The 24991-nt window shown below is 67.1% G+C and carries 17 protein-coding genes and 1 tRNA gene; 16 read left to right on the top strand and 2 right to left on the bottom strand.

Features of this window, described 5'->3' with window-relative positions; translation table 11 throughout:
- Nucleotides 1-120 precede the first annotated feature (120 nt).
- From LVY72_RS01370 to LVY72_RS01350, 5 genes are all read left to right on the top strand, one after another.
- The gene (locus tag LVY72_RS01370) at nucleotides 121-864 is read left to right on the top strand and encodes a hypothetical protein (RefSeq protein ID WP_237817656.1); all 744 of its coding nucleotides are present in this window, start codon (nucleotides 121-123) and stop codon (nucleotides 862-864) included.
- The gene (locus LVY72_RS01365) at nucleotides 861-2132 is read left to right on the top strand and encodes an MATE family efflux transporter (RefSeq protein ID WP_237817655.1); all 1272 of its coding nucleotides are present in this window, start codon (nucleotides 861-863) and stop codon (nucleotides 2130-2132) included. Before LVY72_RS01370 ends, LVY72_RS01365 begins: the two co-directional genes overlap by 4 nt.
- 265 nt (nucleotides 2133-2397) lie before the next feature.
- Nucleotides 2398-7068, top strand: a complete 4671-nt coding sequence (locus tag LVY72_RS01360) for a PKD domain-containing protein (protein ID WP_237817654.1) — start codon at nucleotides 2398-2400, stop codon at nucleotides 7066-7068.
- A gap of 156 nt (nucleotides 7069-7224) precedes the next feature.
- Nucleotides 7225-8601 carry a Wzz/FepE/Etk N-terminal domain-containing protein gene (locus tag LVY72_RS01355; RefSeq protein WP_237817653.1) on the top strand — a complete coding sequence of 459 codons (1377 nt, stop codon included), beginning with the start codon at nucleotides 7225-7227 and terminating at the stop codon, nucleotides 8599-8601.
- The gene (locus tag LVY72_RS01350) at nucleotides 8594-9841 is read left to right on the top strand and encodes an O-antigen ligase family protein (RefSeq protein WP_237817652.1); all 1248 of its coding nucleotides are present in this window, start codon (nucleotides 8594-8596) and stop codon (nucleotides 9839-9841) included. Before LVY72_RS01355 ends, LVY72_RS01350 begins: the two co-directional genes overlap by 8 nt.
- On the opposite strand, the gene LVY72_RS01345 is transcribed toward LVY72_RS01350, so the two are convergent.
- A complete protein-coding gene (locus tag LVY72_RS01345) occupies nucleotides 9784-11568 on the bottom strand; it encodes a right-handed parallel beta-helix repeat-containing protein (RefSeq protein WP_237817651.1) in 1785 nt (594 codons plus the stop codon). The two genes, LVY72_RS01350 and LVY72_RS01345, sit on opposite strands and share 58 nt — an antisense overlap.
- Before the next feature lie 128 nt (nucleotides 11569-11696).
- Nucleotides 11697-12119, bottom strand: coding sequence for an NUDIX hydrolase (locus LVY72_RS01340; RefSeq protein WP_237817650.1), 423 nt, complete (start codon nucleotides 12117-12119; stop codon nucleotides 11697-11699).
- A 140-nt stretch (nucleotides 12120-12259) separates the two neighbouring features.
- Here LVY72_RS01340 and LVY72_RS01335 point away from each other — a divergent pair.
- The 11 genes from LVY72_RS01335 to LVY72_RS01285 all read left to right on the top strand — a co-directional run bounded on the left by LVY72_RS01335 (nucleotide 12260) and on the right by LVY72_RS01285 (nucleotide 24990).
- Nucleotides 12260-12331 (top strand) — tRNA-Gln (locus tag LVY72_RS01335).
- A gap of 195 nt (nucleotides 12332-12526) precedes the next feature.
- On the top strand, nucleotides 12527-14047 hold the full coding sequence (gene glmU, locus LVY72_RS01330) for a bifunctional UDP-N-acetylglucosamine diphosphorylase/glucosamine-1-phosphate N-acetyltransferase GlmU (RefSeq protein WP_237818150.1): 1521 nt from the start codon (nucleotides 12527-12529) through the stop codon (nucleotides 14045-14047).
- Nucleotides 14044-15024 (top strand): ribose-phosphate diphosphokinase, encoded by a 981-nt coding sequence (locus tag LVY72_RS01325; RefSeq protein ID WP_237817649.1) that lies wholly within the window; start codon nucleotides 14044-14046, stop codon nucleotides 15022-15024. Before glmU ends, LVY72_RS01325 begins: the two co-directional genes overlap by 4 nt.
- Before the next feature lie 408 nt (nucleotides 15025-15432).
- Nucleotides 15433-18081: a hypothetical protein gene (locus LVY72_RS01320; protein WP_237817648.1), complete on the top strand. Its 2649-nt coding sequence runs from the start codon at nucleotides 15433-15435 to the stop codon at nucleotides 18079-18081.
- A 227-nt stretch (nucleotides 18082-18308) separates the two neighbouring features.
- The gene (locus LVY72_RS01315; protein ID WP_237817647.1) at nucleotides 18309-18905 is read left to right on the top strand and encodes a 50S ribosomal protein L25/general stress protein Ctc; all 597 of its coding nucleotides are present in this window, start codon (nucleotides 18309-18311) and stop codon (nucleotides 18903-18905) included.
- A gap of 20 nt (nucleotides 18906-18925) precedes the next feature.
- A complete protein-coding gene (pth, locus tag LVY72_RS01310) occupies nucleotides 18926-19513 on the top strand; it encodes an aminoacyl-tRNA hydrolase (protein ID WP_237817646.1) in 588 nt (195 codons plus the stop codon).
- Between the two features lie 701 nt (nucleotides 19514-20214).
- The gene (locus LVY72_RS01305; protein WP_237817645.1) at nucleotides 20215-21576 is read left to right on the top strand and encodes a sugar transferase; all 1362 of its coding nucleotides are present in this window, start codon (nucleotides 20215-20217) and stop codon (nucleotides 21574-21576) included.
- A gap of 59 nt (nucleotides 21577-21635) precedes the next feature.
- Complete coding sequence (locus tag LVY72_RS01300) at nucleotides 21636-22097, top strand: FAD synthase family protein (protein WP_237817644.1); 462 nt, start codon at nucleotides 21636-21638, stop codon at nucleotides 22095-22097.
- A gap of 70 nt (nucleotides 22098-22167) precedes the next feature.
- Entirely contained in the window at nucleotides 22168-23361 is a 1194-nt protein-coding gene (locus LVY72_RS01295; RefSeq protein WP_237817643.1) for a DUF1972 domain-containing protein, read from the top strand.
- Nucleotides 23362-23369: 8 nt separating this feature from the next.
- The gene (locus LVY72_RS01290) at nucleotides 23370-24170 is read left to right on the top strand and encodes a CDP-alcohol phosphatidyltransferase family protein (protein ID WP_237817642.1); all 801 of its coding nucleotides are present in this window, start codon (nucleotides 23370-23372) and stop codon (nucleotides 24168-24170) included.
- Nucleotides 24163-24990 (top strand): hypothetical protein, encoded by an 828-nt coding sequence (locus LVY72_RS01285; protein ID WP_237817641.1) that lies wholly within the window; start codon nucleotides 24163-24165, stop codon nucleotides 24988-24990. The genes LVY72_RS01290 and LVY72_RS01285 overlap by 8 nt, the downstream gene beginning before the upstream one ends.
- The last annotated feature ends 1 nt before the right edge of the window (nucleotide 24991 follow it).

Below are 24991 nucleotides of genomic sequence, written 5' to 3'. Positions count from 1 at the left end.
GTTGCCGCGGTAGGTAGGTGCCGGTGTTTTTCGGGTAGGCCGTACTCGTGCCCGAACTTCCGATCATTCCTAGCCTGTGCGGTACAAGCTCTTATTTGCTGGGGAATTAGGGGTCGGTCAGTGCCAATTGAATATCTGCCGGCGCGCTCGGGCGCCGGATATCCTGATGCCCGATCCGGGCAGCCACGCAATGCCATGCTGCCGGCCGGCCGCCGAGGCACGGCCTGGCGGTGGGGCCTGGCCGGTGTCCTAGCCCTGTCGTTGGGCGGCTGCGGTGCCGCAGGGCCGGAGGCTTCCGCCCCGGCCGCCTGGCCGGCGGCCGGGGCCGTTGCGTCCGCGGACAGCCTGCCGACGCCGGATCCCACCGAAACGCCGGCCCCGTCCGGGGGGCCGGCCTTCGAGGCGGCGACCCGGGGTGCCCCGGCGGTCAAGCGCCCCGGGGCGCTGCCGCCGGCGCAGCGGGCCGCCGCGCCGAAGACCGGGTTTGGCAAAACGGCGGCGTTTGACGACGGCGTGAGCGTCTCCACCTCGGGGTTTAAGCGCGGGGTGGTCGACGATACGGGCGCCGGCGTGGTCAAGGGCGCCGGCTACCTGACGGTGGACATCACCGTGGGGAACGGGACGAGGAAGGTGCTGGACGCCTCCGCCGTCGTGGTCACCCTGCTATATGGCGGCGGCAGGACCGCCGCGGCCCCGCTGTATGGCAGCGTCAGGGCCCAGGACCTCACCGGGACAATCAAACCCGGCGGTGAGCAGACGGCCACCTACGCCTTCGCACTGCCCGCCGATACCGGCGAGGCCAGCCTGTACGTGGACATCGACGGGGCCCACACCCCCGCAATCATCACCGGAGAGCTACCGTGAAAGCCAGGCTCGCGGGTTTCCTCCGCGGCGCGGGAGGCGCCATCGGGTCGCAGGCCAGCCAGGCTCTGGCCAGCTTCCTGCTGATGGCCGTGGCAGCCAGGGTGCTGGGCATCGACAGCTTGGGAAAGCTTTCAGTCCTGTACGGCGTGATGGTGCTGTGCACGGCGGTCACCAGCGGATTCATTGGCGACAGCCTGACGGTCCTGGACCGGCACCAGCCCTCGATCCGCTCGGCGTTGCAGTGGTCCCTGATGGTGCTGGCCCTGGCCGCGGGTACTGCTATGGCAGCTGTTTCTGCCGGGACTGGCTTCACCACGCCTGCCGAGGCCATGGCCCTGGCTGCGGCCCTGGTCTGCTTCCTGCTGAACGACATCATGCGCCGGCTGCTGATGGCCAACCTGTCCTTCCTGCGCCTGATTGTCGTGGACCTCGTGGGACTGGCGGTGGCTATGGCCGTCCTGTGGCTGTGGTCGCTGTCTGCCGGCCAGGAGCTCGTCGCGTTCCTGGTGGCAATCGCCATCGGACAGTTTGCGGCTTCCGTGGCGGCGATGTTGCTGCTGCCGGGTGAGGAGCGCTATCTCAGCCTGTCGGCACCGGCCAGCTGGAAGAGCGTTGCCCGCTACGGATTCTGGCGGGCGGCGCAACAGGCGCTGCGGCCGTCGCTGCTGACCGCCCTCCGGCTTGCCGTCGTCGCCATCATCGGCCTGGCGGCTGCCGGGGAACTGGAACTCGCACGGCTCTACGCGGCCCCGGCCATGCTGTTCGTCTCCGGCATCTCCTCGTATCTGTTCGCATCGTTTGCCCGCAAACGCGAACTTCCAGTGGCCGACCTCCTCAAGCAGTCGGACCGCGGCGTCGCCATTCTCCTGACCGCCACCGCGGCCATTGCCGCGGTGGGGCTGCCGCTGTTGCCGGTGGCCGGTCCATTGATGACCGGCGGTACACCCGGCCTGCTGGCCACGGCAGGATGGCTCGCGTACGCGGCCTCCATCGCCGCGGTCACGCCATACGGGGCACTGGCCGCCGTGCGAGGGCAGGCGCACCGGATCTTCATCATCCGGTTGACGGACTCCGCACTGTCGTTGCTGGCCGCCGGGGGGATCGTGGCGGCTACCGGCAACGCAGCCTACGCGCCGCTGCTGGCCGCCGTCGGGTCGGCCCTGGGCGGGTGGGGCATCCGGCGGATCCTGTTGGTTCCACTTGTCCGAATTTCTTATCAGCCAGCCGAACAACCACTACGCGGAATGGGGTCCAGCACGCATGTCTAAAGCCAATTCACTCGCATCGCAACCAGGCAGGTGGTCCAGACCTCTGCTACGGCTAGGGGCAGTCGCTGCCTCGTCAGCAATGATGCTGACTTCGCTGTCCCCGGGGGTGGCCAGCGCAGCCGGGGAAAGTCAGGTTCCGCCTCCGGAAACGGTCAGTGCGGACGTTTTGCCCACGCCGCAAATCAACGGGGTGGTCTGGAGCACTGCGGTGCACGGCAACATTGCTTACGCTGTCGGAGCATTTACCAGGGCCCGGCCTTCAGGCGTGGCCGCAGGCGGGGCCGGGGAGGTGATACGCAACAACGCCATGGCCTTCGATATCACCACGGGCTCCATCCTGCCGTGGAATCCCAACTTCAACGCCCAGGCCAACGTGGTGGAAATCAGCCCGGATGGCAGCCAGATCTACGTCGGCGGCGACTTCGCTACGGCCGGCGGCACGCCGCGAAGCAAGCTCGCGGTCTTCAACCGGGCCACCGGCGCCCTGGGTGCCGCAGTGGGCGGCAGCATCGGCGGACAGGTTAACAGCATCTCCATTACGCCGAGCACGGTGTACGTCGGCGGCTCCTTCAACAGCGTCGGGAGCCAGGCCCGGGGCAACTTGGCGGCCTTCAGCCGCAGCAACGGCGTTCTGCTGCCTTGGGCGCCGACAGCGGATTCCATCGTCCATGGAGTGGTGGCGGCCCAGGATGGGAGCCGGGTGGTCGTCGGGGGACGCTTCCAGAACCTGAACGGAGTTCGGCAGATCGGGATCGGAGCCGTTGACGGGACCACGGGCGCCTCCCAAGCCTGGTCCAGTACCCCCATCCCGGAAAGGCGGGGTACCGAGAGGTCCTGGGTCACAAACATGATCGAAAAGGACGGGGTCGTCTACGCTTCCGCGAACGGGGAGGGCTGGCACTGGTTCGACGGGCGGTTCGCGGCCGACTTCAAGACCGGCGACCTGAAATGGCTGGACAACTGCTACGGCGCCAGCACGGACATCGCCGTCATGGACCAGGTCATGTACAGCGTCTCGCACGCCCATGACTGCTCCAGCCTCGGAGAATTCCCCGAGGCGAACCCGACGGTCTGGAAGCGTGCGCTGGCCGAGACGATCTACCCGGTCGGCACGGACCAGGCACCGCCGTCGAACAACAGCATGTACAGTGGCCAGCCGGTTCCGGAACTGCTGCACTGGTACCCGGCGCTGAACACCGGCTTCTACACCGGCCAATACCAGGGCGGCTGGGCGCTGGCGAACAACGATACCTATCTGGTCGCCGGCGGCGAGTTCACCACTGTGAACGGCCAGGCGCAGCAGGGTCTGGCGGTCTTTGCCAAGCGCTCGGCCGCCCCGAACAAGATCCGGCCCGAGTACACGACGGCGCTCAAGCCGGCCGTGATGTCGAATTCGTCGGGCACTGTCCGCGTCGCCTGGCCCACCACGTGGGACTACGACGACGAAAACCTTACCTACGAACTCCTGCGGGACAACAGCCTCACTCCGGTTGCCACGCTGCAGGAAAAATCCATCTGGTGGAATCAGAAGACTCTGGGATTCATCGACTCCGGCCGGACGCCGGGGGCAACCCACACCTATCGCGTCAGGGTGAAGGACCCCTGGGGCAATGAATATATCGGTCCGCGCTCGGATCAGGTCAGGGTGTCGGATGCAGCCGTGAATCCGTATACGGAAACTATCAGGGAGGCCGGCGCGTCTGCCTATTACCCGCTGGACGAACCGTCCGGCACACTCGTCTATGACCACGTAGGATTCGGCGATGCTGATCTCGCCGGCGAAGTGACCCGTGGAGTTGAAGGCGCCATCACCGGCAATGCTGCCACGGGCTTCGCCGGCACCGCAGGTTTCTCCACCCGGTCCGTGGCCCCGGCGCCCAACACCTTCACCGTCCAGGCATGGTTCAAGACCACCTCCACTACAGGCGGCAAGATAATTGGCTACGGCGATGCACGCTCCGGCAACTCCGGCAGCTACGACCGCCATGTCTGGATGGACAACTCGGGAAGGCTGTGGTTCGGAACCTGGCTGGGCAGCGCCGCCACCGTGACCAGTTCCAAGACCTACAACGACGGCCAGTGGCACCAGGTCACCGCCTCGCTCGGGGCCGGGGGCATGACCTTGTACGTCGACGGCGTCCGCGCCGCTGAACGCGCCGACGTTACCTCCGGACAGGACTACAGCGGATATTGGCGGATCGGCGGAGACAACATGAACGGCTGGCCCGCCCAGCCGTCCTCCACCGGCTTCAACGGAAGCATCGATGAGGTGGCCATCTACCCGGAAGTGCTGGCGCCGCAGAAGGTGCTGAGCCTGTACGAAGCCAGCGGACGCGCTGCCGACATCCCGCCGGTCCCCACGGACGAGTATGGCAAGGCGGTCTACGCGGACGACCCGCAGCTGTACTGGCGGCTGAATGAAACCGACGGCACTACCGCGGCGGACGTCGGCATGTTCGCGAACAATGGCCTGATTCGCGGCAGCGCCCGGCTCGATCAGGACGGCGTCATCACCACCGGCGGCGGCAAGGCGATGTCCTTTGGCAGCGACGGAGCCTTCGTGGCGGCCGGACAAGCTGCGGCCAATCCAAAGGTCTACTCGCTGGAAGCCTGGTTCAAGACCAGTACCACCTCCGGCGGCAAGATCATCGGCTTCGGCAATTCGAACACCGGCCTCTCCGGCAGCTACGACCGCCACGTGTTCATGCGGGACAACGGGACCTTGACCTTCGGCACCTGGACGGGCGCTATGAACGTCATAGACTCGCCTAAGCCCTACAACGACGGCGCTTGGCACCACGTGGTGGCTACCCAGTCCGGCAACGGTATGAAGCTGTATGTGGACGGTGACCTTGTGGGCACCAACCCGCAGACGGCTGCCGAGTCCTACACCGGCTACTGGCGGATCGGCGGCGACCGGACCTGGGATTCCAGCAGCCCATGGTTCAACGGAACCATCGACGAGGTGGCGGTCTACGGCAAGGAACTGGGCCCGGAGCGGGTCAAGGCCCACTACGGCTTCGCCGGGACACCCAACCAGGTGCCGGTGGCGGACTTCAGCGCCGCCGTCGAGGGCCTGAATGCCATCTTCGATGGCCGCGGCTCGACCGATGCCGACGGCAGGATCGCCACCTACGCCTGGGACTTCGGCGACGGAACCACCGGCGAAGGCACGGGCATCCAGCACCTTTACGAGAAGGCGGGAACCTATACTGTTACCCTGACCGTCACCGACGACCGCGGAGCCAGCGCTACCAAGACGTCCGAGGTGACCACGGTGCGGCCCAACGCAGCTCCCGTGGCCGCGCTGACCAGCAATGCTACCGGGATGCAGGTTGCTTTCGACGGCACGGGATCCTCGGATCCGGACGGCACGATCGACAGCTACGCCTGGGACTTCGGCGACGGTGGAACCGGCACCGGGCCCAGCCCCACGCACCGGTACGGGGCGGACGGCGAATACCTGGTCACCCTGACCGTCACCGACAACGACGGCGCTTCCGCCGCCACCACGGTTCCGGTCACTGTTGCCAACGCGGTCCCGGCCGCCGCCTTCAGCTTCAGCACCGACGAGTTGCAAGCCACCTTCGACGCGGGGGCGTCCGCGGATGCGGACGGCAGCATCGCCGACTACGCCTGGGACTTCGGCGACGGCAGCAACGGCAGCGGGAGGACCGTCTCCCACCGCTATGGGAAGGCCGGCACCTACGAGGCCGTGCTGACGGTGACCGACGCCTTGGGCGCCAAGAGCACCCTTGCCCAAAGCGTGACGGTGAGCGGACCGGCGGGGCCGGGGGCCGTTTTCAGCAAGGAGGTCACCGGCCGCAGCATCCGGCTCGATGCATCCGGCTCCAGTTCTCCGACCGGCACGGTGACCGGCTATGCATGGGACTTCGGCGACGGCAGGACCGCCGAGGGCCGCACTGCCAGCCACACCTTCGCCGCCGACGGCACCTATACGGTGACCTTGGTGGTGACGGACAGCAACGGCGGGACCGGACGCTTCACCGAGCAGATCACCGTGGCCAATGCGGCCCCGTCGGCCGTGTTCGGTTCGCTCGTCGATGGGCTGCAGACCAGCTTCGATGCTTCCGAATCGTCCGATCCGGACGGCACCGTGGAAGCCTATGAGTGGGACTTCGGCGACGGAAACCAGGCAACGGGGACCGCGGTGGAGCACCGCTACGCGGCAGCGGGCGACTATGAGGTGAAGCTGATTGTCACTGACAACGCCGGTACGAAGGCCACGTCAACCCAGACCGTTTCGGTTGCTGCCAAGGAATTGCCGGCGTATGCGCTGGACACTTTCGGCCGCAGTCTGACCGGCGGCTGGGGACAGGCCGACCAGGGCGGAACCTGGCAGCGCTCCGGGTCGGCTGCCAACCTGAGCGTGGCCGACGGCCAGGGTAAGCTCCGGATGGGCAGCCCCGGTGCCGGGCCATCGGCCACTTTGGATGGGGTCGACGCCAGCAACACGGAAATCGCCGTCCAGTTGGGCAACGACAAGGCGGCCACCGGCGGCGGCGTCTACAACCACATCATTGCTCGTAGTGTGCCGGGTGTGGGCAAGTACGAGGCCGCAGTCCGGTTCCGCTCCAATGGGCAGGTAGCCGTCGGTCTGTACCGCACGGTGGACGGCATCGAAACGACCATCGCCAGCGAGACGGTCATTTCGGGACTCACGGTCAAGCCGGGAGAGTTGGTCAATGCAAGGGTGCAGGCTACCGGGATCTCGCCAACGACAATCCGATTCAAGGTCTGGGCCCAGGGTTCCCCGGAGCCTGGTCAGTGGCAGCTGACGGCCTCGGATTCCACCGCCAGCCTGCAGACCTCGGGAAGGGCGGGGCTCGGGGCCTACCTGTCGGGCTCGGCGACGAACGCGCCGGTCTACTCCCTATGGGACAACCTCTGGGTGGGACCAACGCGGGCGGAGTGATACTGCCGCGATGAATGCCGCCGGCCGGTCGGGTGCATCCCGGCCGGCCGGCGGCATAACGTCGGCGTAACGGAGCCGGAGCGCCCGCTATCGCCGATGCGCCGGGGTGCTATGTTGTGTACACCTCCGGTTTGGGGCACTGGAAAGGTTGGATCAATGGATTTGCGTGACTACGCCCGGGCCTTTGCGAGCCGCTGGGCGATCATCCTTGTCCTCGCGTTGGTCGGGGTCGGTGGCGCCTTGGCTGTCAGCAAGGCCATGCCGCAAGTGTATGAGGCACACGCCACCTTGTTCGTGAAGGTCGAAACGGGCTCGGGGTCGGCCTATGAGAGATCCCAGTTCAGCCTGCAGCGGGTCAAATCGTATCCAAGCCTGGTCAAGAGCCCGGAGGTGCTGGAGCCGGTCATCCGGGAACTGGACCTTGGACTGGGCCTCGGCGAGCTGAGGGGCAGCGTTGCGGCGGACAATCCTCTGGATACAGTTTTCCTCAACGTCACTGCCCAGTCGGGGGAGCCGCAGGCCGCCTCCGATATAGCGAACGCTGTGGCGGAGCATTTGGGCAGGCAAATCCGGCGATTGGAGAACACCTCCGGCGGCAGCGGTGTGACCGTGAGTCCGGAATTAACAGTGCCCGCCTCAGTGCCGGCCGCTCCGTCGTCGCCGCGGACCTCACTCAATGTGGCATTGGGCGGATTGATCGGACTATCCGCCGGACTGCTCTTCGCCATTGCGGCCTTCCGCCTGGATTCCAGGCTGCGGACGAGCAGGGACGTCGAGGCGGCAGTGGGTGTAGTCGTTGTGGGCCAGCTACCCCGGCACACGGCCCGGGCCGGGAAACCGGCGGAGTGGGGACGGAATTCCAAACATTGGCTGGCGCACCGCGAACTGCTTACCAACATCCTCCTAGCCGGACGGGGGACCTTGCCGCCGCTGCTGTTGCTGGTGCCCGCTTCCCAGACGGCTGCCGGAGGATTCCAGCGAGGGAATTTTGCCCTGATGGCTGCGGAGCTGGGCAAGCACGTCTGCGTGCTGGAAGCGGATGCGGCGTTGTCGCCGGCTTTCGGAGGGGATCCCGGTCCGGGTCTGACCCAGGCACTGGCCGGCGGGAAGAACCTGGCCTCCGTCATCAGGACCGCCGGGTCCGGTCCGGTCTCGTACATTCCGGCAGGTGGCCTGGACGAGACCGAACGCGGTTTTGAGATTGCGCGACAGGCAGCGCCGGTGCTGGACGAGCTCAAGGCGCGCTTCGACATGACGCTGGTCGAAAGTTCGGGCACCTCGCGGCCCTTGAACGTAAACCAGCTGGCTCCCTATGCCGACTACACACTGGTCATCTGCCGGTACGGCAAGACCAAGCGGGACGAGCTGCGCCGGATGTTCGCGGAACTGGCTGCGACGGGCCATGCGCCGCAGGCAGTAGTCATGGTCGGGGTTCCGGCACACAGGCGGCCGTCGGCAGTGCTGGCAGTCCAGCCGATGGAGACCGCGGCCGGACGGCACGTGCTGGCCCAGAGCATCGACGTTAATGGCTAAGGCGTTCGGCCGCCGGCCGGACGCCCCAGCCGTCCCCTTCATCGTCTGGCTGCTCGCCGTCACCAGCCTGGTGGCCTGGCGGCAGGGGGTGATCTACGAAGGTGGTGCCGACCCGGTAGTGGTCGCCAAGGCGCTGATTCAGTGCGTGGCCTTGCTGATCGCCGCCGTCATGCTTGTCCGCACCCCGATACGGCAGCCGCTGGGCGGCCGGACACTGGGCCTGCTGCTGTTCATCGTCACGGTGTCGGTGGTCGGCGCCTACGCCCAGGGGAACACGGTGGCGTCCGTGGTGCTGGCGGTCCGCATCCTGCTGTTGACCGCTACGGTCGTGATGGTGCTGCGGGCATGCCCGCCCAAGGTGGTGCTGAAGACACTTTTGGCGGCCATGGCAGTGGTGGGGGCGGTCAGCGCGGTCACCGGTATGGGGGAGATGCTGTCCGGGGGACGGCTGGGCGGAGGCATACCGCCGCTGACGCCGAACGACATCGCGCTGCTCTGCGGCCTGCCTGCGTTGGGGATCCTGCACGAGGCGGTCCACGGCCGCTCGGGGGTCAGGCTGCTGGCCGTTTCCGCGGGACTCGCGGGCCTAGTGCTAGCCACCGGTTCCAGGACCGCGATCTTCGCACTGGCTGCAGCCATCGTGATGGTCCTGCTGCACATGCGCCGACCGCCCGTGCAGGTCGCCGCGGCGGTTCTCGTTGCCGTGCCAGTGATATTCGCGGTGGCGGCCTACACGACTACGCTGAGCAACATCCTGAACCGGGCGGACAGCGCTTCGCTGGTCACGCTGAACTCGCGGACCATCAGCTGGGAAGCGGTGCTGGCCATTCCCTTCGACACCCTGCAACGATGGCTGGGTGCCGGGCTTTCGGTCAAGCAGATCGCAGTGGTCGGACAGTACTGGGACAAGCAGGTTTTTGATTCCAGCTGGATCTCCACCCTGGCCCAGGCCGGTGTGGTCGGGCTGGTGCTGCTGGCGGTGTGGACCGCGCGGACTGTCTGGGACAGCCTGCGCACGCCCCGCCTGGGCCGTTTTACCAACGCAGCCTTGCTGTTCATCCTGATCCGCAGCGTGACCGAGAACGGCCTGGTGGATGCCAGCGTGGATTTCGTGGTCTTCTTCACCTTGTCCGTGCTGCTGGAAAGGGCCAGCACATCACCCGGGCCTTTCCCGGCTGCGGCCTACGGACCGTCCGGTTCCGCGGCGAAGGCGCCGAGCGAGCGCGTGCCGGCCGGCTGACCGGCCAGCTGCGCCAGATAAGCCGGCAGAGGCTGGGCGACGGCGTCCGCGCTGCCGCCGATGACGGCCGCCGGACGGTAGCCGTCGAGCAGCGGATCCGCTCCGCGGAGGGCCAGGTGCTGCCTTTCCTGGCCTGTTTCCGCGGCAAAATCGTCGGGGGTGGCAAACAGGACAGGCCGGCCGGAGGCCTGGGCCCAGATGACGGCCGGTTGGTCTGCCACCGTCTGATGGTAGACATTGCCCAAGGCCGTGATCTTCAGTTCTTCGGCGCTGTAGGTTCCGGAGTAGTCCTCTACGCACAGCAGGCAGTCGGCGCCCGCCCGTGGGTTGGCGATGACGTTGTTGCGGACGGTGACCGGACCGTTGATCCACGACATCGTGGGATCGGGAAAAGGCTGGCGCGGGTCGTGCCCCGGGGTGCCCCGGTCGCTGGCCCGCCTGCTGTCCTGGAGGATGTTGATGGCCCGGCCGTTGCCGCTGAACGTGTTGTTCCAGATCTGCACCTGGCTGGTGTTGTTGACCTTCAAGCCATGGCCTGCGTTGCCCGCAATGATGTTATTGACGACCACGGCCTTCGCCGAGAGTTCGAGGGACAGGCCGTGCCTGCTGTTGCCCAGCATCCGGCTGCCGCGGACGACGACGTCATAGACGGACTCGTCGGCCCACAGACCGGGGCCGTCATTGCCGCTGAACACCGAACTGTCGATGGCGACCCCGCGTGTCCTGTCCACTTTCATCCCGCCGGAGACCGGCGCGGTGTTGAAATGCTCGGTGTTGTTGTGCTGCGCCAGCAGCCTGCCGATCCGCAGGCCGTCCGCATAGGTCGCGGCCGCACCCAGCATGCCGTTGCGGGATGCGTCTACGTTCCGCAGCGTGGCGGTGGTGGCGCCGACGAACAGTCCTGTGGTCGCGTTGTCGGTGATGGCCACATCCTTGAGGAGGACCCCCGGCGCTTCCACAGTGACGGTGCCCATCTGCGGCACCGAGGTCGCGTAGCGGCGGATGCCAATGCCGGCTACTTCCGAATCGGCGGCCAGGATGCTCAGGGCCTTGTCCAAGGCACTGGCGCGCACGGATCGGCCCTCCGGGTTGGACCCGAGGAAGAGGCGGTCGCCGGCGTAGTCCACGTAGAAGGTGCCCGCCTTGACTTCCGACAGGCTGCCGACCTGCTGCTGGGGCTCACCGTCGATCCAGACCTGGTCTGGGTGGGCGGCCATGGGGTGCTCTTCGTTGACGAACTGCCAACCGGGAGATGTTCCATCGGGGGCCCCCTTGGTATAGGTCGGGCTCGCATCGAATTCCGCCGTCCAGCCTTCGGCCACGTAGGTGGATCCCTGGCTGGCAAAATCCGTGACCGGCACGCTTCCATCGAACCAGGCTTTTTCCCCGGGGTAGGAGCGGATGCTGAGCTGTTTGCCTGGCGGAATGGTCACGGATTCGTGGTAGCTTCCGGCCCGAAGCAGGATGGTCTGGCCGGAAACGGCCCGGTCCACGGCGGCGCCGACGGTCTTCAGCGGGGCCGCAGCGGACCCGGCGGCGTCGTCGGATCCCCCTGGTGCGACCACCAGTGCCTCGGCCGCAACGGCGGCGGGAGTGGAAACAGCAGCCGGCGCTTCCCGGTCAGCCGCTGCCAGCGCGAACGGCACTCCCAGCAGGACCATGGCCAAGGCCGCAGCAGCTGCTACCTGCCTGGCTGGCCGTCGGCGTGCGGTGGAACCATCCGTCATCACAAACCTCCCATGCTCCGTGCGGTTTCCGGCCGACAGGCTGGCCTGTGCGGGCCGGGAAGGCTGAGTGGAGGACCCGCTGTGAATCATCCCACACCTTGCGGCCGTCGACGTGGAACCTGGCACGTTCAGCCTGCCATCGCTGCCCCCGCCCCACCGGTGATCAGCGGAATCACATGGTCGGTCAGCAGCGGGGCCAGGTCGTCCCGGCCTCCGGCGTCCTCAAGGCTGAGCCACAGGATTTCCTCGATTTCAGCTGCCGGCACTGGGTCCTGGCCGATACTGCAGGCGAACAGCCCGGCGTCAATGTAGGTCGCGGCCTCGTTGGCGGCAGGCCCGTACCAGCGGCCCAGATCCAGCAGTTCCGATTCGTGGACCCGGATCCCCAGTTCCTCTTCCAGCTCCCGGACGGCCGCAGCCGCGAAGCTCTCGCCCGGCTCCAGCTTGCCGCCGGGCTGCATGAATTTGCTGGTGCCCCGTTTGCGCACCAGCAGCAGCCGGTTGCTGTCGTCGCGGATCACCAGGGCGGAGAGGGTCAGGACATCAGGCACCCTCCGAGGCTATCAAGTGCACCTCTGCGGACACGGCGTTCGCCGTCGGTCAGGCGCCGGTGTCGCACAGCAGTTCCAGAACGTGGCAAAATAGAGGCTTGTGCCCTCCGGTCACCCTCAGGGGCGGGCCGGCGGCACTCTCCGCCCTGGTGTAATGGCAGCACCCAGGCCTTTGGAGCCTCGGAGTCTAGGTTCGAATCCTAGGGGCGGAACGGCGGTCGCCGGCCAACCGTTCAGGCCAGCGGAGGCGGTGTTCCGCGGACAATAACATTGCGTGAGCCATGCTTTCGCTCGAAACGGATCCAGTCCGGGTAGAGGAGTGCCACTTAGTGAGCCCCGACGACGTCAGTCCAAGCAGCACGGCACCGGCCGCGGTCATCGTCCTGGCCGCCGGAGCCGGGACCAGGATGAAGTCCGAGAAGCCCAAAATCCTGCACACCATCGGCGGCATCTCCATGGTCGGCCATTCACTGGCAGCGGCCCGGGGGCTGGAGCCGCAGGTGCTTGCCGCCGTCGTCCGTCATGAACGGGAGAGGGTAGCGGCCCATATTGCCGAGCTGGATCCGCAGGCCGTGATCGTGGACCAGGACGAGGTTCCGGGCACCGGCCGCGCCGTGGAAGCAGCGCTCGAGGCGTTGGACGCCGACGGCGAACGCGCGGGCGCCGGACGGGTGGACGGGACAGTAGTGGTCACCTACGGCGACGTGCCGCTGTTGACCACGGACCTGCTGCGCGAGCTGGTGGCTGAGCACACGGCCGGCGGCAACGCGGTGACCGTGCTGACGGCCGTGCTGGAGGACGCGTCCGGCTACGGCCGGATCGTGCGCGCCGCGGACGGCAGCGTGCGCGGCATCGTCGAGCACAAGGACGCCACCGAGGAGCAGCGGGCCATCCGCGAAATCAACTCCGGCATCTATGCCTTCGATGCCGCAGTGCTGCGCGATGCGCTCAAGCAGATCACCACCGACAACGCCCAGGGCGAGAAATACCTCACCGATGTGCTGGCGATCGCGAACGACGGCGGCGGCCGGGTGGCCGCGGTTGCCACCGCGGACCGCTGGCAGGTCGAAGGCGCGAACGACCGTGTGCAGCTGGCGGCGCTGGGCGCCGAGCACAACCGCCGCATCCTCGACGCCGTGATGCGCGCCGGCGTGACCATCGTGGATCCGGCCACCACCTGGATCGATTCGACCGTCAGCTTCGGTACGGACGTCACCATCCTGCCCGGCACCCAGCTGCACGGCGCCACCCAGGTGGGCACCGGCGCCGTCGTCGGCCCGGACACCACGCTCACCGATGTGGTTGTCGGTGAGGGAGCCAGCGTCGTCCGGACCCATGGTTCCGAATCCGTGATCGGCCCGGGTGCCACCGTGGGCCCGTTCACCTACCTGCGGCCCGGGACGGTGCTGGGCGACCGGGGCAAGATCGGCGCCTTCGTGGAAACCAAGAACGCCACTATCGGCAACGGTTCCAAGGTCCCGCACCTGTCGTATGTGGGGGATGCCGAGGTCGGCGAGGACTCCAACATCGGCTGCGGCAACATCACCGCCAACTACGACGGCGTGAACAAGCACCGCACCGTCATCGGCTCGAACGTGCGCACCGGTTCGAACACCGTCTTCGTCGCGCCGGTGACGGTGGGGGACGGCGTGTATTCCGGTGCCGGTACCGTCATCCGCAAGGACGTGCCCGCCGGGGCGCTCGCCCTCAACATCGCGCCCCAGCGCAACATCGACGGTTGGGTACTGGCCAACCGCGCCGGTACCGCCGCTGCCCGGGCCGCGGCTGCGGCCTCGCTGGCCGGCCCGGTCGAGCGCGGACCCGTGGAGACCGGACCCGCCACGCCGGTGGAATCTCCCGATCCTGACGTCGAGACCCCGCAGACTTCCCGACCCACCCCCACCACAGAAGAAAGTGATCATTCATGAGCACAATCACGGCCCAAGGCGAAAAAACCCTGGTTCTGGCCTCCGGGCGGGCCCACCCGGAACTGGCCAAGGAAATCGCCAAGGAGCTGGATATCGAGCTGCTGCCGACCTCCGCCTACGATTTCGCCAACGGCGAGATCTACGTGCGCTTTGAGGAAAGCGTGCGTGGCACCGATGCCTTCGTGATCCAGGCCCATCCGGCACCGATCAACGAGTGGCTCATGGAACACCTGATCATGATCGACACGATGAAGCGTGCCTCGGCCAAGCGCATCACCGTGGTGGCACCGTTCTACCCGTATGCGCGCCAGGACAAGAAGCACCGCGGCCGCGAGCCGATCTCCGCCCGCCTGGTGGCCGACCTGTACAAGACCGCGGGTGCCGACCGGCTGATCTCCGTGGACCTGCACACCGCGCAGATCCAAGGCTTCTTCGACGGCCCGGTGGACCACCTGATGGCCATCCCGCTGCTGGCGGACTACGTCCGCACCCGGGTGGACCTGGACAACGTCACGGTGGTGTCCCCGGATACGGGCCGGGTGCGGGTGGCCGAGCAGTGGGCCGAGCGTCTCGGCGGCGCCCCGCTGGCATTCGTGCACAAGTCCCGGGACGTGAACGTGCCCAACCAGGCGGTGGCCAAGCAGGTGGTCGGCCAGATCGAGGGCCGCGACTGCGTGCTGATCGACGACATGATCGACACCGGCGGGACCATTGCCGGGGCCGTCAAGGTGCTCAAGAACGCCGGTGCCAAGGATGTCATTATTGCGTCCACCCACGCCGTGTTCTCGGATCCGGCGGCCCGCCGGCTGGCCGAGAGCGGCGCGCGCGAGGTGGTGGTGACCAACACCCTGCCGATCCCGCCGGAGAAGCAGTTCCCGCAGCTGACCGTGCTGTCCATTGCCCCGCTGATTGCCCGCGCGATCCGCGAAGTGTTTGAGGACGGCTCGGTGACGAGCCTCTTCGACGGCCGCAGCTAAGGTCGAGGTTTCCGCCGCGAGCGAAGCGAGCGGTGGGAAGGCACGACGCCATGCCCCACGTTTCGCAGGCTCAACGCGGGGATCCCTGGGTGCTCCCTTCCGGGGTCCCGCCTTACCGCACCCGGGTCCGGACGTTTCGTCCGGGCCCGGGGCGTTTAACCAGCCGCACCCTCAGAGATAATTCCGGTCCCGGGACTGTCGCTATGGTCATGGATGCCGGTAGTTGATAGGTTTGAAAATGCTCTGCAGTGGAGCAGCTTCTCTGCGGTAGAGCACATTGTTGAACTCGCACGAGGTGCCCGGGGGTGCACCTGCTGGCGTGCAGCGCTGCAGCTGCACCACTTTCACCGGTTGTCAAGCCAAGCCAAGGTGAACCCGAGGCAGCCGCCGAGGTTGGGGGCCTCCATCATGAATATTCCCGACGTGCCGCGTCGGCGCCGCTGGACCCGGTTCAGCTTGGCGCTGGCGGCTGCGGCTATCATCGCCGCCGGAACTCCCGGCGTGGCGTCGGCCCAACAGCTGCCCGGACCGACGGTATCGGCACCGTCCGTGGTGGATCAGACCACGTCCACCGAGTCCGGTGTTACACCGGCGGTGCCCCTGCCCACTCCGAACGTGCCGACCGTGCCACAGCCGGCGGGGCCGGGCACGGTACCTGCGGAAGGGCCCGTCCCCGAGCCCACCGTGCCTGCGGATCCGCCGGCCGGCCATGGCTCCGATCCGGTTCCATCTTCCGAGTCGCCCAAACCCGGCACCAGCCCGACGCTGCCGCAGCAGACTGATGCCGAGACCGCGCCGTCGGACAACGGCCAAACGGGCCGTCCGCAGCCGGCTGCACCCGGGCCCGCGGGGCCCGGCACGGACCGGCCGGATGCCGGCCAGGACGGGGACAATGCAAGCGATCCTGCGGACGGGCGGCCGGATCCGGCGGACAACAGCCAGCCGGCACAGCTTCGCATGGTCCAGAAGTTCAACGTCCCGAAGGCAGACTTCGGCCGGTACTGGACCCTGTCGGCGCGGCAGGACGGCAGGACCGTGCTCGGCGGCCCCGGGCCGAAGGCACCGGCCCAGGGCTACGGCAGCGTTCCGGCCGGCAAGGCCACTGTCCTGTCCGCCCGGGTAGACCCGGACTGGTCCCGCGCCCGCGACCTGGCCGGAGCCACGGTCTGGACCTGCCGGGATGAAGACAGCGGCGTCGTCCTGTCCCTGCGCGGCGGGCACACGCTGGAGCCGATGGCAGCGGGCCAGCAGGTGGTGTGTACCGCCTCCGAGGAACTGCGCGACGGCCCGCTCAGCGTCGTCAAGTCCAGTCCGGTGCTCAAGCAGGATGCAGCCGGCCGCTGGACCCTCAGTTACGACATCCGGGTCAGCAATACGTCCCGGGCGGTGGACGCACACTACGGGCTGACGGAGACCTTGGATTTCGGCCCCGGCATCGGCATTGTGTCGGCGGGCTGGACCCGGCTGGGGGAGCAGCCCCAGCCTGCGGGCCGCTGGCCGGACCCACAGGGGACACGCAGCCTGGTGCTCGCCGCCGCCGGCACGGACATCGGCCACAGCGCCGGCGCGTATACGGTCCACACCTACCGGATCACCGCCGTCGTAACGGTCCAGGCCTCCACCCCGGAAGCCGCGCTGACCTGCCGGGATGACGGGGACCCCTCCGGCGGATTGGCTAGTACCGCCCTGCTCAACGGCCGGATCCAGGCGACGGAGTGCCGGACGGTGCCGGTCCGGCTCTGGGTGGACAAGGTCTGGGACATCAACGGTACGGAATACCGGCACGGCAGCAGGCCGGCGGGCTTTGACGCCGCGCTCCGGCTCTCGGCCCTCGGCATTGTCGAACCTGCCGGCGGAACGGCACCGGAACGGCTGCAGCCGCCCTGGGATGCGGAAGCCGGAAGCTACCGGCCGGGAACCAGCCTGACCGTTGCCGAGAAGGTCGACCTGCCGCCCGGCTGCGCCGTCACCGGGACCGGAGGTACCGGCACCCGCCGGCTGACGACGGCGATCACCCGCGTGACCGTGCGCACCAGCATTGAGTGCGTCCAGCGGCTCACGCTGATCAACCGGCTCGCCCCGGCGGAGATGGTCCAGCGGGTTTCCGGCAAGTGGCTGCTGACGGCCACCGCCGAAGGCACCGGCCGGCCGGCCCTCTCGGGCACCAGCGGAACGTCCCGCGAAGTCAAGGCCGGTACCCACTACCGGCTGGGCGATGTGCCCGCCTTCGCCGGGGCAGCGGAATTCACCGGCCAGCCATGGAGCTGCCAGCTGGACTCGGGCAGCGGGGAGCTGATCGAGCAGGATGGCGGTGTCGTCCCGGGTTATGGCCAGCACATCACCTGCACCGTCACCGAGACCTGGAAAGGGCCGCAGCTGGAGGTCAGCAAGAACGCCGGCGCGCCGGTTCCGGTCCCCGGCACGGCGGGGAGCCAGTGGGAGGTGGTCTACGGAATCAGCGTCAAGAACGCCTCGATGGTCGCCCCGGGCCGCTACAGCCTGGTCGACTGGCTGGCGTTCGGCAAGGGCGTGGAGATTGTCTCCGCGCGCTGGATGCTGCCGGTGTCGAATCTCTCCGGCAGCTGGACCGAGCCGGGCAGCTTCCCGCTGGCCTGGCTGGCCTCCGGGCGGGCCATCGACGTGATGGACAGCCACGACTACCTCGTTGCCGTCCGAGTCCGCGTCGCGGCGGGGACCGATCCCCGGGAACTGGACTGCCTGCCTGATGCCGGCGGGGAGACCGGCCTGATGAACATGGTGGCCCTGAACCAGGACACAGTAGTGGAGGCGTGTGCGGCCCTGGACCATGTGGTCGGAAACGGACACCGCGCCGACGGCGGGATCCTGGCTCCACCGGCGGAGGGACCCGCTGCGGGCAGCGGACGGGCGCCGGCGGAGCCCCCGTCGGAACAGGCCGACGGCGGGATGGAACTGATCCGGCTGAGCCCGGTGCTGACGGTGTCGTCGATCGACAAGGTGGGAGCAGCGACGGCCACCGGCATGCTGATGCTCGTGGCCGTCCTGGTCCTGTTCCTGTCTAGGCTCCGGCGGCGCTGAGGGGCCGCTCGGCACGCCGTCCGCAGCCGCGGGCACCGTTGTTACTGCGCCGGATTCGGCCCGGCACTACCGGCCTGCTAGACTTGACGGCGATGCCTAGGCGAGGGATCGCCGCACGTGCGCGGCGGGTCCGTTATCGACGGTGGCTAGAAGATTTGTTTTCTCTAGACATTTTCCTTGACTTGGCGCTGCCGATCCGCTGAAAAGCCATGCACAAGGAGAATGACATGTCCGAGCAGAAGCTCGCCGCCGAAGTACGCACCGAATTCGGCAAGGGTGCCGCCCGCCGCGCCCGCCGCAACGAACAGATCCCCGCCGTCATCTACGGCCACGGTGCGGACCCGATCCACATCCTGCTGCCCAAGCGCGCCACCACGCTGGCCCTGCGTGCCGCCAACGCCCTGCTGACCCTGGACGTGGAGGGCGAAGAGCACCTGGCCCTGGCCAAGGACATCCAGCGCGACCCGGTCCTGCAGATCGTCGAGCACCTCGACCTGCTGACCGTCAAGCGCGGCGAGAAGGTCACCGTCGACGTCAACATCCACGTCGAGGGCGAGATTGCCGCCGGGACCGTCTTCAACCTGGAGCACCCCACGGTCTCCGTCGAGGCCGATGCCACCAACCTGCCCGACGCGCTGACCATCAACGTCGAGGGCCGCGAGGCCGGCGCCCACGTCCACGCCTCCGACATCGTGCTGCCGCAGGGCGTCACCCTGCTGGTCGATGCCGATACCGTCATCGCCACCGTTTCCGCCGAGGCCGCCGAAGCCCCGGCCGAGGCTGCCGAGGGCGAGGCTGCCGCGGCCGAAGCCGCCGCCGAGTAACGACGGCGGTATCCACCTTCGTGAGCAGCGAAACCTGGCTGGTAGTCGGGCTCGGCAACCCCGGGCCCGACTACAGTCATAACCGGCACAATGTGGGACAGATGGTGCTCGATGAACTGGCCGCCCGGATCGGCGGTTCCTTCAAGAGCCACAAGGCGCGTGCCCAGGTCCTCGAAGGCCGCCTCGGCATTGGCGGGCCGCGGGTAGTGCTGGCCAAGCCGCTGTCCTTCATGAACGTTTCCGGCGGCCCCACCTCGGCGCTGGCCAGGTTTTTCGATATCGCCCCTGACCACGTGGTCGCCGTCCACGACGAGATCGACATCCCGTTTGGCGCGATTAAGCTGAAGATCGGTGGCGGCGAGGGCGGCCACAACGGGCTTCGCGACATTTCCAAGGCGCTTGGCACCAAGGACTATTACCGGGTCCGCGTGGGTGTGGGCCGGCCGCCGGGCCGGATGGACACCGCGGATTATGTGCTGCGGGACTTTTCCGGGACGGAAAAGAAGGAGTTGCCGTTCCTGATCGGCGACGCCGCCGATGCGGTCTCGGCCCTGGCCGAAGACGGACTGGTCACCGCACAACAGAAGTTCCATTCGGCAGGCAAATAGCCTGCCTGTGCCGGGTGCTGCGTCGGCGCGCCACCTTGGCGAAAGCCTCCGCATAAGCCTATTATTTCTTGTAGCCACTTGTGGCTCCCTAAGCGGGGGCCGACGATGGGCGGCCTCTGAGACTGGGCCACCCCCATCCCATCGTCGGCCCCTTTTTCATGCCCAGCCGAGTGTTTGGCGGCGTCCTGTGCCGCGGTAGCCGCCCCGGAATCTACTTTGATAGCCGGCCGACCCCGGCCAAGTCATCATTGCCGCCCTGAGTGGCCCTTGTCCGCGCTGAGTACTGATCCCGGCCGTTTCGCGTACCCCCTACTCATGTGCGCCCTAGCGTTTCTTCTTAGGCTTTCTGCAGTGCGGTAACGGAGCGGTAAACGTCTCGTGAACGTGATCCGTGCCGCGCAGGGTCTGACCAATGGATGGTAGGGGGAAGCTGGGTGGCTTCTCCGTCATGGGGGACCGGGGCACAGCTGGAATTGGGGACCTTCCACTTCCTGGGCGGTGGCATCAAACCTCTGCCCGATGACGCGGGAATAGGAACGTTTCGGTGCACCGGTGGATAGAGGGGACCGGAAGTGAGCAATTTTGGGGGAGCTGTATCGGTAGACGCGCCACTGCGGGCATCCGCAGGGGCGGGCACCACGGCTGTTGCTGCCAGCCTGCCCTCCAGCGCTGGGGCCTGGTCGCGCAGATACCGTAACAAGTTGTGGGTCACCGATGCGTTGGTGGTGGGGGCAGCCATCAGCTGGCTGGAAGTCCACCGCAGCGGCAATGCCTGGTCCCAGATTGCGACGGCTGTCTGCATCGGTCTGGCCTGGATCACAGCCTTAACGGTATTCCGGACCAGGAACACCAAACTGATTGGTGTCGGTGCAGCTGAATACAAGGCCGTCATCATTGCCAGTGCGGCGGTGTTCGGATCGCTGGCCTTCGTATTCCTGGCGTTTGGCAGGCATGATGTCCAAGGATATTTCCTGTGGGCTTTCCCGTCAGGAACACTGGCCCTGCTGGCAGGACGTTGCGCTTGGCGCCAATGGTTGAGCCAGCAGCGTAAGTACGGTCATTATCTCTCCCGAGTGCTGGTACTGGGGCAGCGCAAGGACGTTGAATACGTTTCCGCGCAGATCCACAAGTGCTCCGGCGCCGCTTACGAGGTAGTCGGTGCCGTATTGGACCCCTCCCAGGGCGACCACGCGCTTACGGTGTGCGGCCGGGCGATCCCTGTGGTCGCGAACCCGGAAAATGTCGTCTCAGCGGCTGCCCGGGTAGGTGCCGACGCAGTCATCGTGACAGGACGGCACTCGGGCGACGGCCAGTACCTGCGGGAACTGGGCTGGCAGCTGGAGGCCACGTCCACCGAGTTGGTGATGGCCTCATCGCTGACAAACGTCGCCGGCCCCCGGATTCAAGTCCGCCCGGTGGAGGGCCTGCCGCTGATCCACGTCCAGCAGCCGAGCTTCGCGGGCAGAAAGCACCTGGTCAAGCGGGTCATGGATGTTGCCTGTTCCTCGCTCGGTCTGCTGGTGCTCGCGCCGCTGCTGGCGGCGCTGGCGGTCCTGATCAAACTGGACAGCAGCGGTCCGGTGCTGTTCCGCCAGCAGCGCGTGGGCAAGGACGGCCGGAACTTCAGCATGTATAAGTTCCGCTCCATGGTGGTCGATGCCGAGGACCAGTTGGCGGCTATAAAGGATCTGAACGAAGGCAACGGAGTCCTGTTCAAGATCCGCAATGATCCCCGGGTCACCAAGGTGGGCCGGTGGCTCCGCAAGTACTCGCTGGACGAACTTCCACAGCTGCTGAACGTGGTCAAGGGGGACATGTCGCTGGTGGGGCCGCGGCCGCCGCTGTCTTCCGAGGTTGAAGCGTATGAGGGCTTCACGCACCGGCGCCTGCTGGCCAAGCCCGGCTGCACAGGCCTGTGGCAGATCAACGGACGGTCGGACCTGGACTGGGATGACAGCGTGCGGCTGGACCTCTATTACGTGGAGAACTGGTCCATCACATGGGATCTGGTCATCATGTGGCGCACGGTCAAGGTCATGCTTCGTCCTGTCGGCGCCTACTGAGCGGCCGACGCTGAGTCTGCGGGCCGGAAAAGCACCATACAAATCGCCTTGGGGGAACCATGACTGTAGTTGGCTATGCCGCCGGAGCGTTCGACCTGTTCCATGTTGGGCATCTGAACATTTTGCGCCAGGCGCGCTCGCGTTGTGATTATCTGGTCGCCGGCGTTGTCTCGGACGAAATTTGCTACGCGACCAAGGGCCGCTATCCCGTGGTTCCGTTGCAGGAACGTCTGGAAATCGTCCGGCACATCAGTTATGTGGATGAGGCTGTGGCCGAAGTTTCGCCGGACCGGCTGCAGACCTGGACCGAGGTCGGCTTCGACGTCTTTTTCAAAGGCGACGATTGGAAGAACACCGAGAAGGGCCGCAGGCTCGAACGTGATTTCGCATCCGTAGGAGTCTCCGTTGTCTATTTTCCGTACACGATGCACACCTCAAGCACGGCCTTGCGCAAAGCCCTGGCCGCCCTCAACGGATCCGTGCCGGACCGGAGCAATTCCGCCTCGGCGGTGAATGAGTAGCAGGCCGGGCCATCGGTGGCCCGGCCGCACAAAACCCTACAAAGACGAAAACCATGCTGGGGATGGGAATATGTCAACACCATTTGAAAAACGGCGTCCGCTGCGCATTGCCTTGATGGGAACGCGGGGAGTCCCTGCTCGCTACGGTGGCTTTGAGACGTGCGTGGACGAGGTGGGCCGGCGGCTGGCCGCCCGCGGCTATGAAGTGGTGGTCTATTGCCGGAACACCACCGGTGCGGACACCAGCCTACGAGAGTACGCTGGGATGCGGCTGGTGCACTTGCCGGCAATGCGTCGGCGCAGCCTGGAGACGCTTAGCCATTCCGGCTTGTCCGCAGCCCATCTGGCGGCGCACAGAGTGGATGCGGCGGTAGTATTCAATGCCGCGAATGCCCCGTGGCTGCCGCTGTTGCGAGCAGCGCGGATCCCCGTGGCCACGCACGTGGACGGGCTGGAGTGGAAGCGGGCCAAATGGGGGCCGGGCGGCAAGAAGTACTACCGGCTGGCTGAGTCCATGGCGGTGCGCTGGTCCGATGCCCTGATTGCGGACGCGGCAGGAATCCAAGACTACTACGCCGAGCAGTTCGGCGCGGACACCCGGCTGATCTCCTATGGGGCGCCAATCATCGAGCGCCGGCATGGCCGGCTGGCCGAGCTCGGCTTGGAGCCGGGCCGGTACCACCTGGTGGTGGCCCGCTTCGAACCGGAGAACCACGTCCACCTGATCGTGGAAGGCTATGTGGCCAGCGGGGCGCAGCTGCCGCTGATCGTGGTCGGCGGCAGTCCCTACGGGGACGAGTACACCCGGCAGGTCCGGGACCGGGCGGACGGGCGCGTCAGGTTCCTCGGCGGAGTGTGGGACCAGGAGCTGCTCGACCAGCTCTACGCCAATGCCCTGGTCTACTGGCATGGCCATTCGGTAGGCGGGACCAACCCGTCCCTGCTGCGGGCCATCGGTGCCGCGGCACCCACCAACGCCTTCGACGTCACTTTCAACCGGGAAGTGCTCGCCGAGGCCGGCCGCTATTTCTCCACCTCTGCGCAGGTCGCCGAGCTTGCGGTCGACGCCGAGGAACTCCCGGGCGAGACCATGGCCCGGGGCAGGATGGGGCAGCAGCGTGCCGTCCGGTATGACTGGGACATAGTGACGGACGGCTATGAGACCCTCTGCCGCGACCTGGCCGAGCGTGCCGTCCGGTCGAGCGGAGGCCGGCGCCGTCCAGTCGCAGCTGCAGCGGACCGGGACCCGGCAGGTGTGAAATGACCGGGCAGATGCTCGGACGATCCGAGGTCCGACCGGGCTACCGCGAGACCGTCCGGGCCCTCGCCGGCGCCCAGAAGGCGGCGACCCCGGGGACCCCTGCCTACTCGGTCCTGGTCAACCGGCGGGCCGGGCGGCTGCTTGCAGCCGGGGCATACCGGGCCGGCCTGACCCCGAACATGGTCAGCACCATAAGCGCCGCCTTTACATTCTCCGCCATCACGCTGCTGGCCGCGGCGCCGGCCGGGGACAGCGGACCGGCTGGCTGGACCGGACCCGTAGTTTGGGCAGGCCTGGCCATCGGATACGCCTTCGATTCCGCGGACGGGCAGGTGGCCCGGCTGCGCGGCGGCGGCTCCCTCTGCGGCGAGTGGCTGGACCACGTACTGGACAGCATCAAGGCTTCCGCTCTGCATTTGGCGGTGCTGGTATGTGCCTACCGTACCTTCGGGCTGGACGATCCGGTCTGGCTGCTCGTGCCGGTCGCGTACTGCCTCGTGGACGCCGTCGCCTTCCTGGCCATGATCCTCACCGAACAACTGCGGAAGAACCATTTCCTCAAGGCAGGTGCTGCCATCCCACGCCGGATCGGGTCCCGGTTGAAGTCACTGGCCCTGCTGCCCACGGACTACGGTTTCCTCTGTTTCGTCTTCCTCTTCATCGGCGCACCGCTGGTGTTCATGGGACTGTACACGCTGTTCTTTGCCGCGAACCTGGCGTACCTGGTGCTGGCCTGCGTGAAGTGGTTCCGGGAAATGCGGCGCCTGGATCCAGCGGCTGCTGCTGCGTCGGAAGGAGGACGCCATGCATAACGGCAGCGAGGGACCGCTGGACGAGGCGGACCTGCCCGACGACGGCATTATGGGCCCCCGGCAGCCCCGGCAGCCCCGGCAGCCCCGGCGGCGCGGTATCGCCGCGTTGTTGATCGGCGCGGCAGCGGCGACTGCGGCAGTGGCTGTGGTCTGGTCGTCCGGCGCCGGACCGGAACCGGCGGCGGCGCCGTCGCCAGCCGGCACCCAGGCTTCTGCTGCGGCACCGGAGCAGACTGGCAAGGCCGGCGGCAGTGCCAAGGGCACTGCCGATAAACCAGTCTCCAAGACGAATTCCGGCGAAGCCAAAACGAAAACCGGCACGGCGACAAAGGACAGCGGGGAAAAGCCGGCCAAGGAGCCGGTGGGTTCGCTCGCGGTGGCCAAAGACGCGGAACTGGCGGCCAAGTCGAAGCCCATCGCCCCGGCCGTCCAGCTGGAACAGGCCGCCCAGATCGACGGCGGAACCGTCAGCGTTTCCAAGATCGAGGCGATCGAGGCGAAAGCCGACGGCATCGGCGAAATCGCCGGCCCGGCCATCCGCTTCTCGCTGGAAGTGCGGAACACATCGGCCAAGGCGCTGAAGTTGGACGCTGCCGACGTCACGGTAGAGGCAGGTGCACAAAAGCTGCCTGCCATCGAACTCAACGGTTCCGGCGCCAGCGGCTTCCCGAAAGCGGTTGCGGCAGGCAAGAGCGCCTCCGGCACCTTCGTTTTCCAAGTCCCCGAGGACCAGCGGGAACAGGTGCGCATTCACCTGAACTTCTCTGTGTCCGAGACTGTGGTTGCGTTCGAAGGCGCAGCCCCGAGAAAGGCAGGATAGC

The organism is Arthrobacter hankyongi, from assembly GCF_022012395.1.
Classification (GTDB): Bacteria; Actinomycetota; Actinomycetes; order Actinomycetales; family Micrococcaceae; genus Crystallibacter; species Crystallibacter hankyongi.
This window is presented reverse-complemented; position numbering and strand designations above follow the sequence as displayed.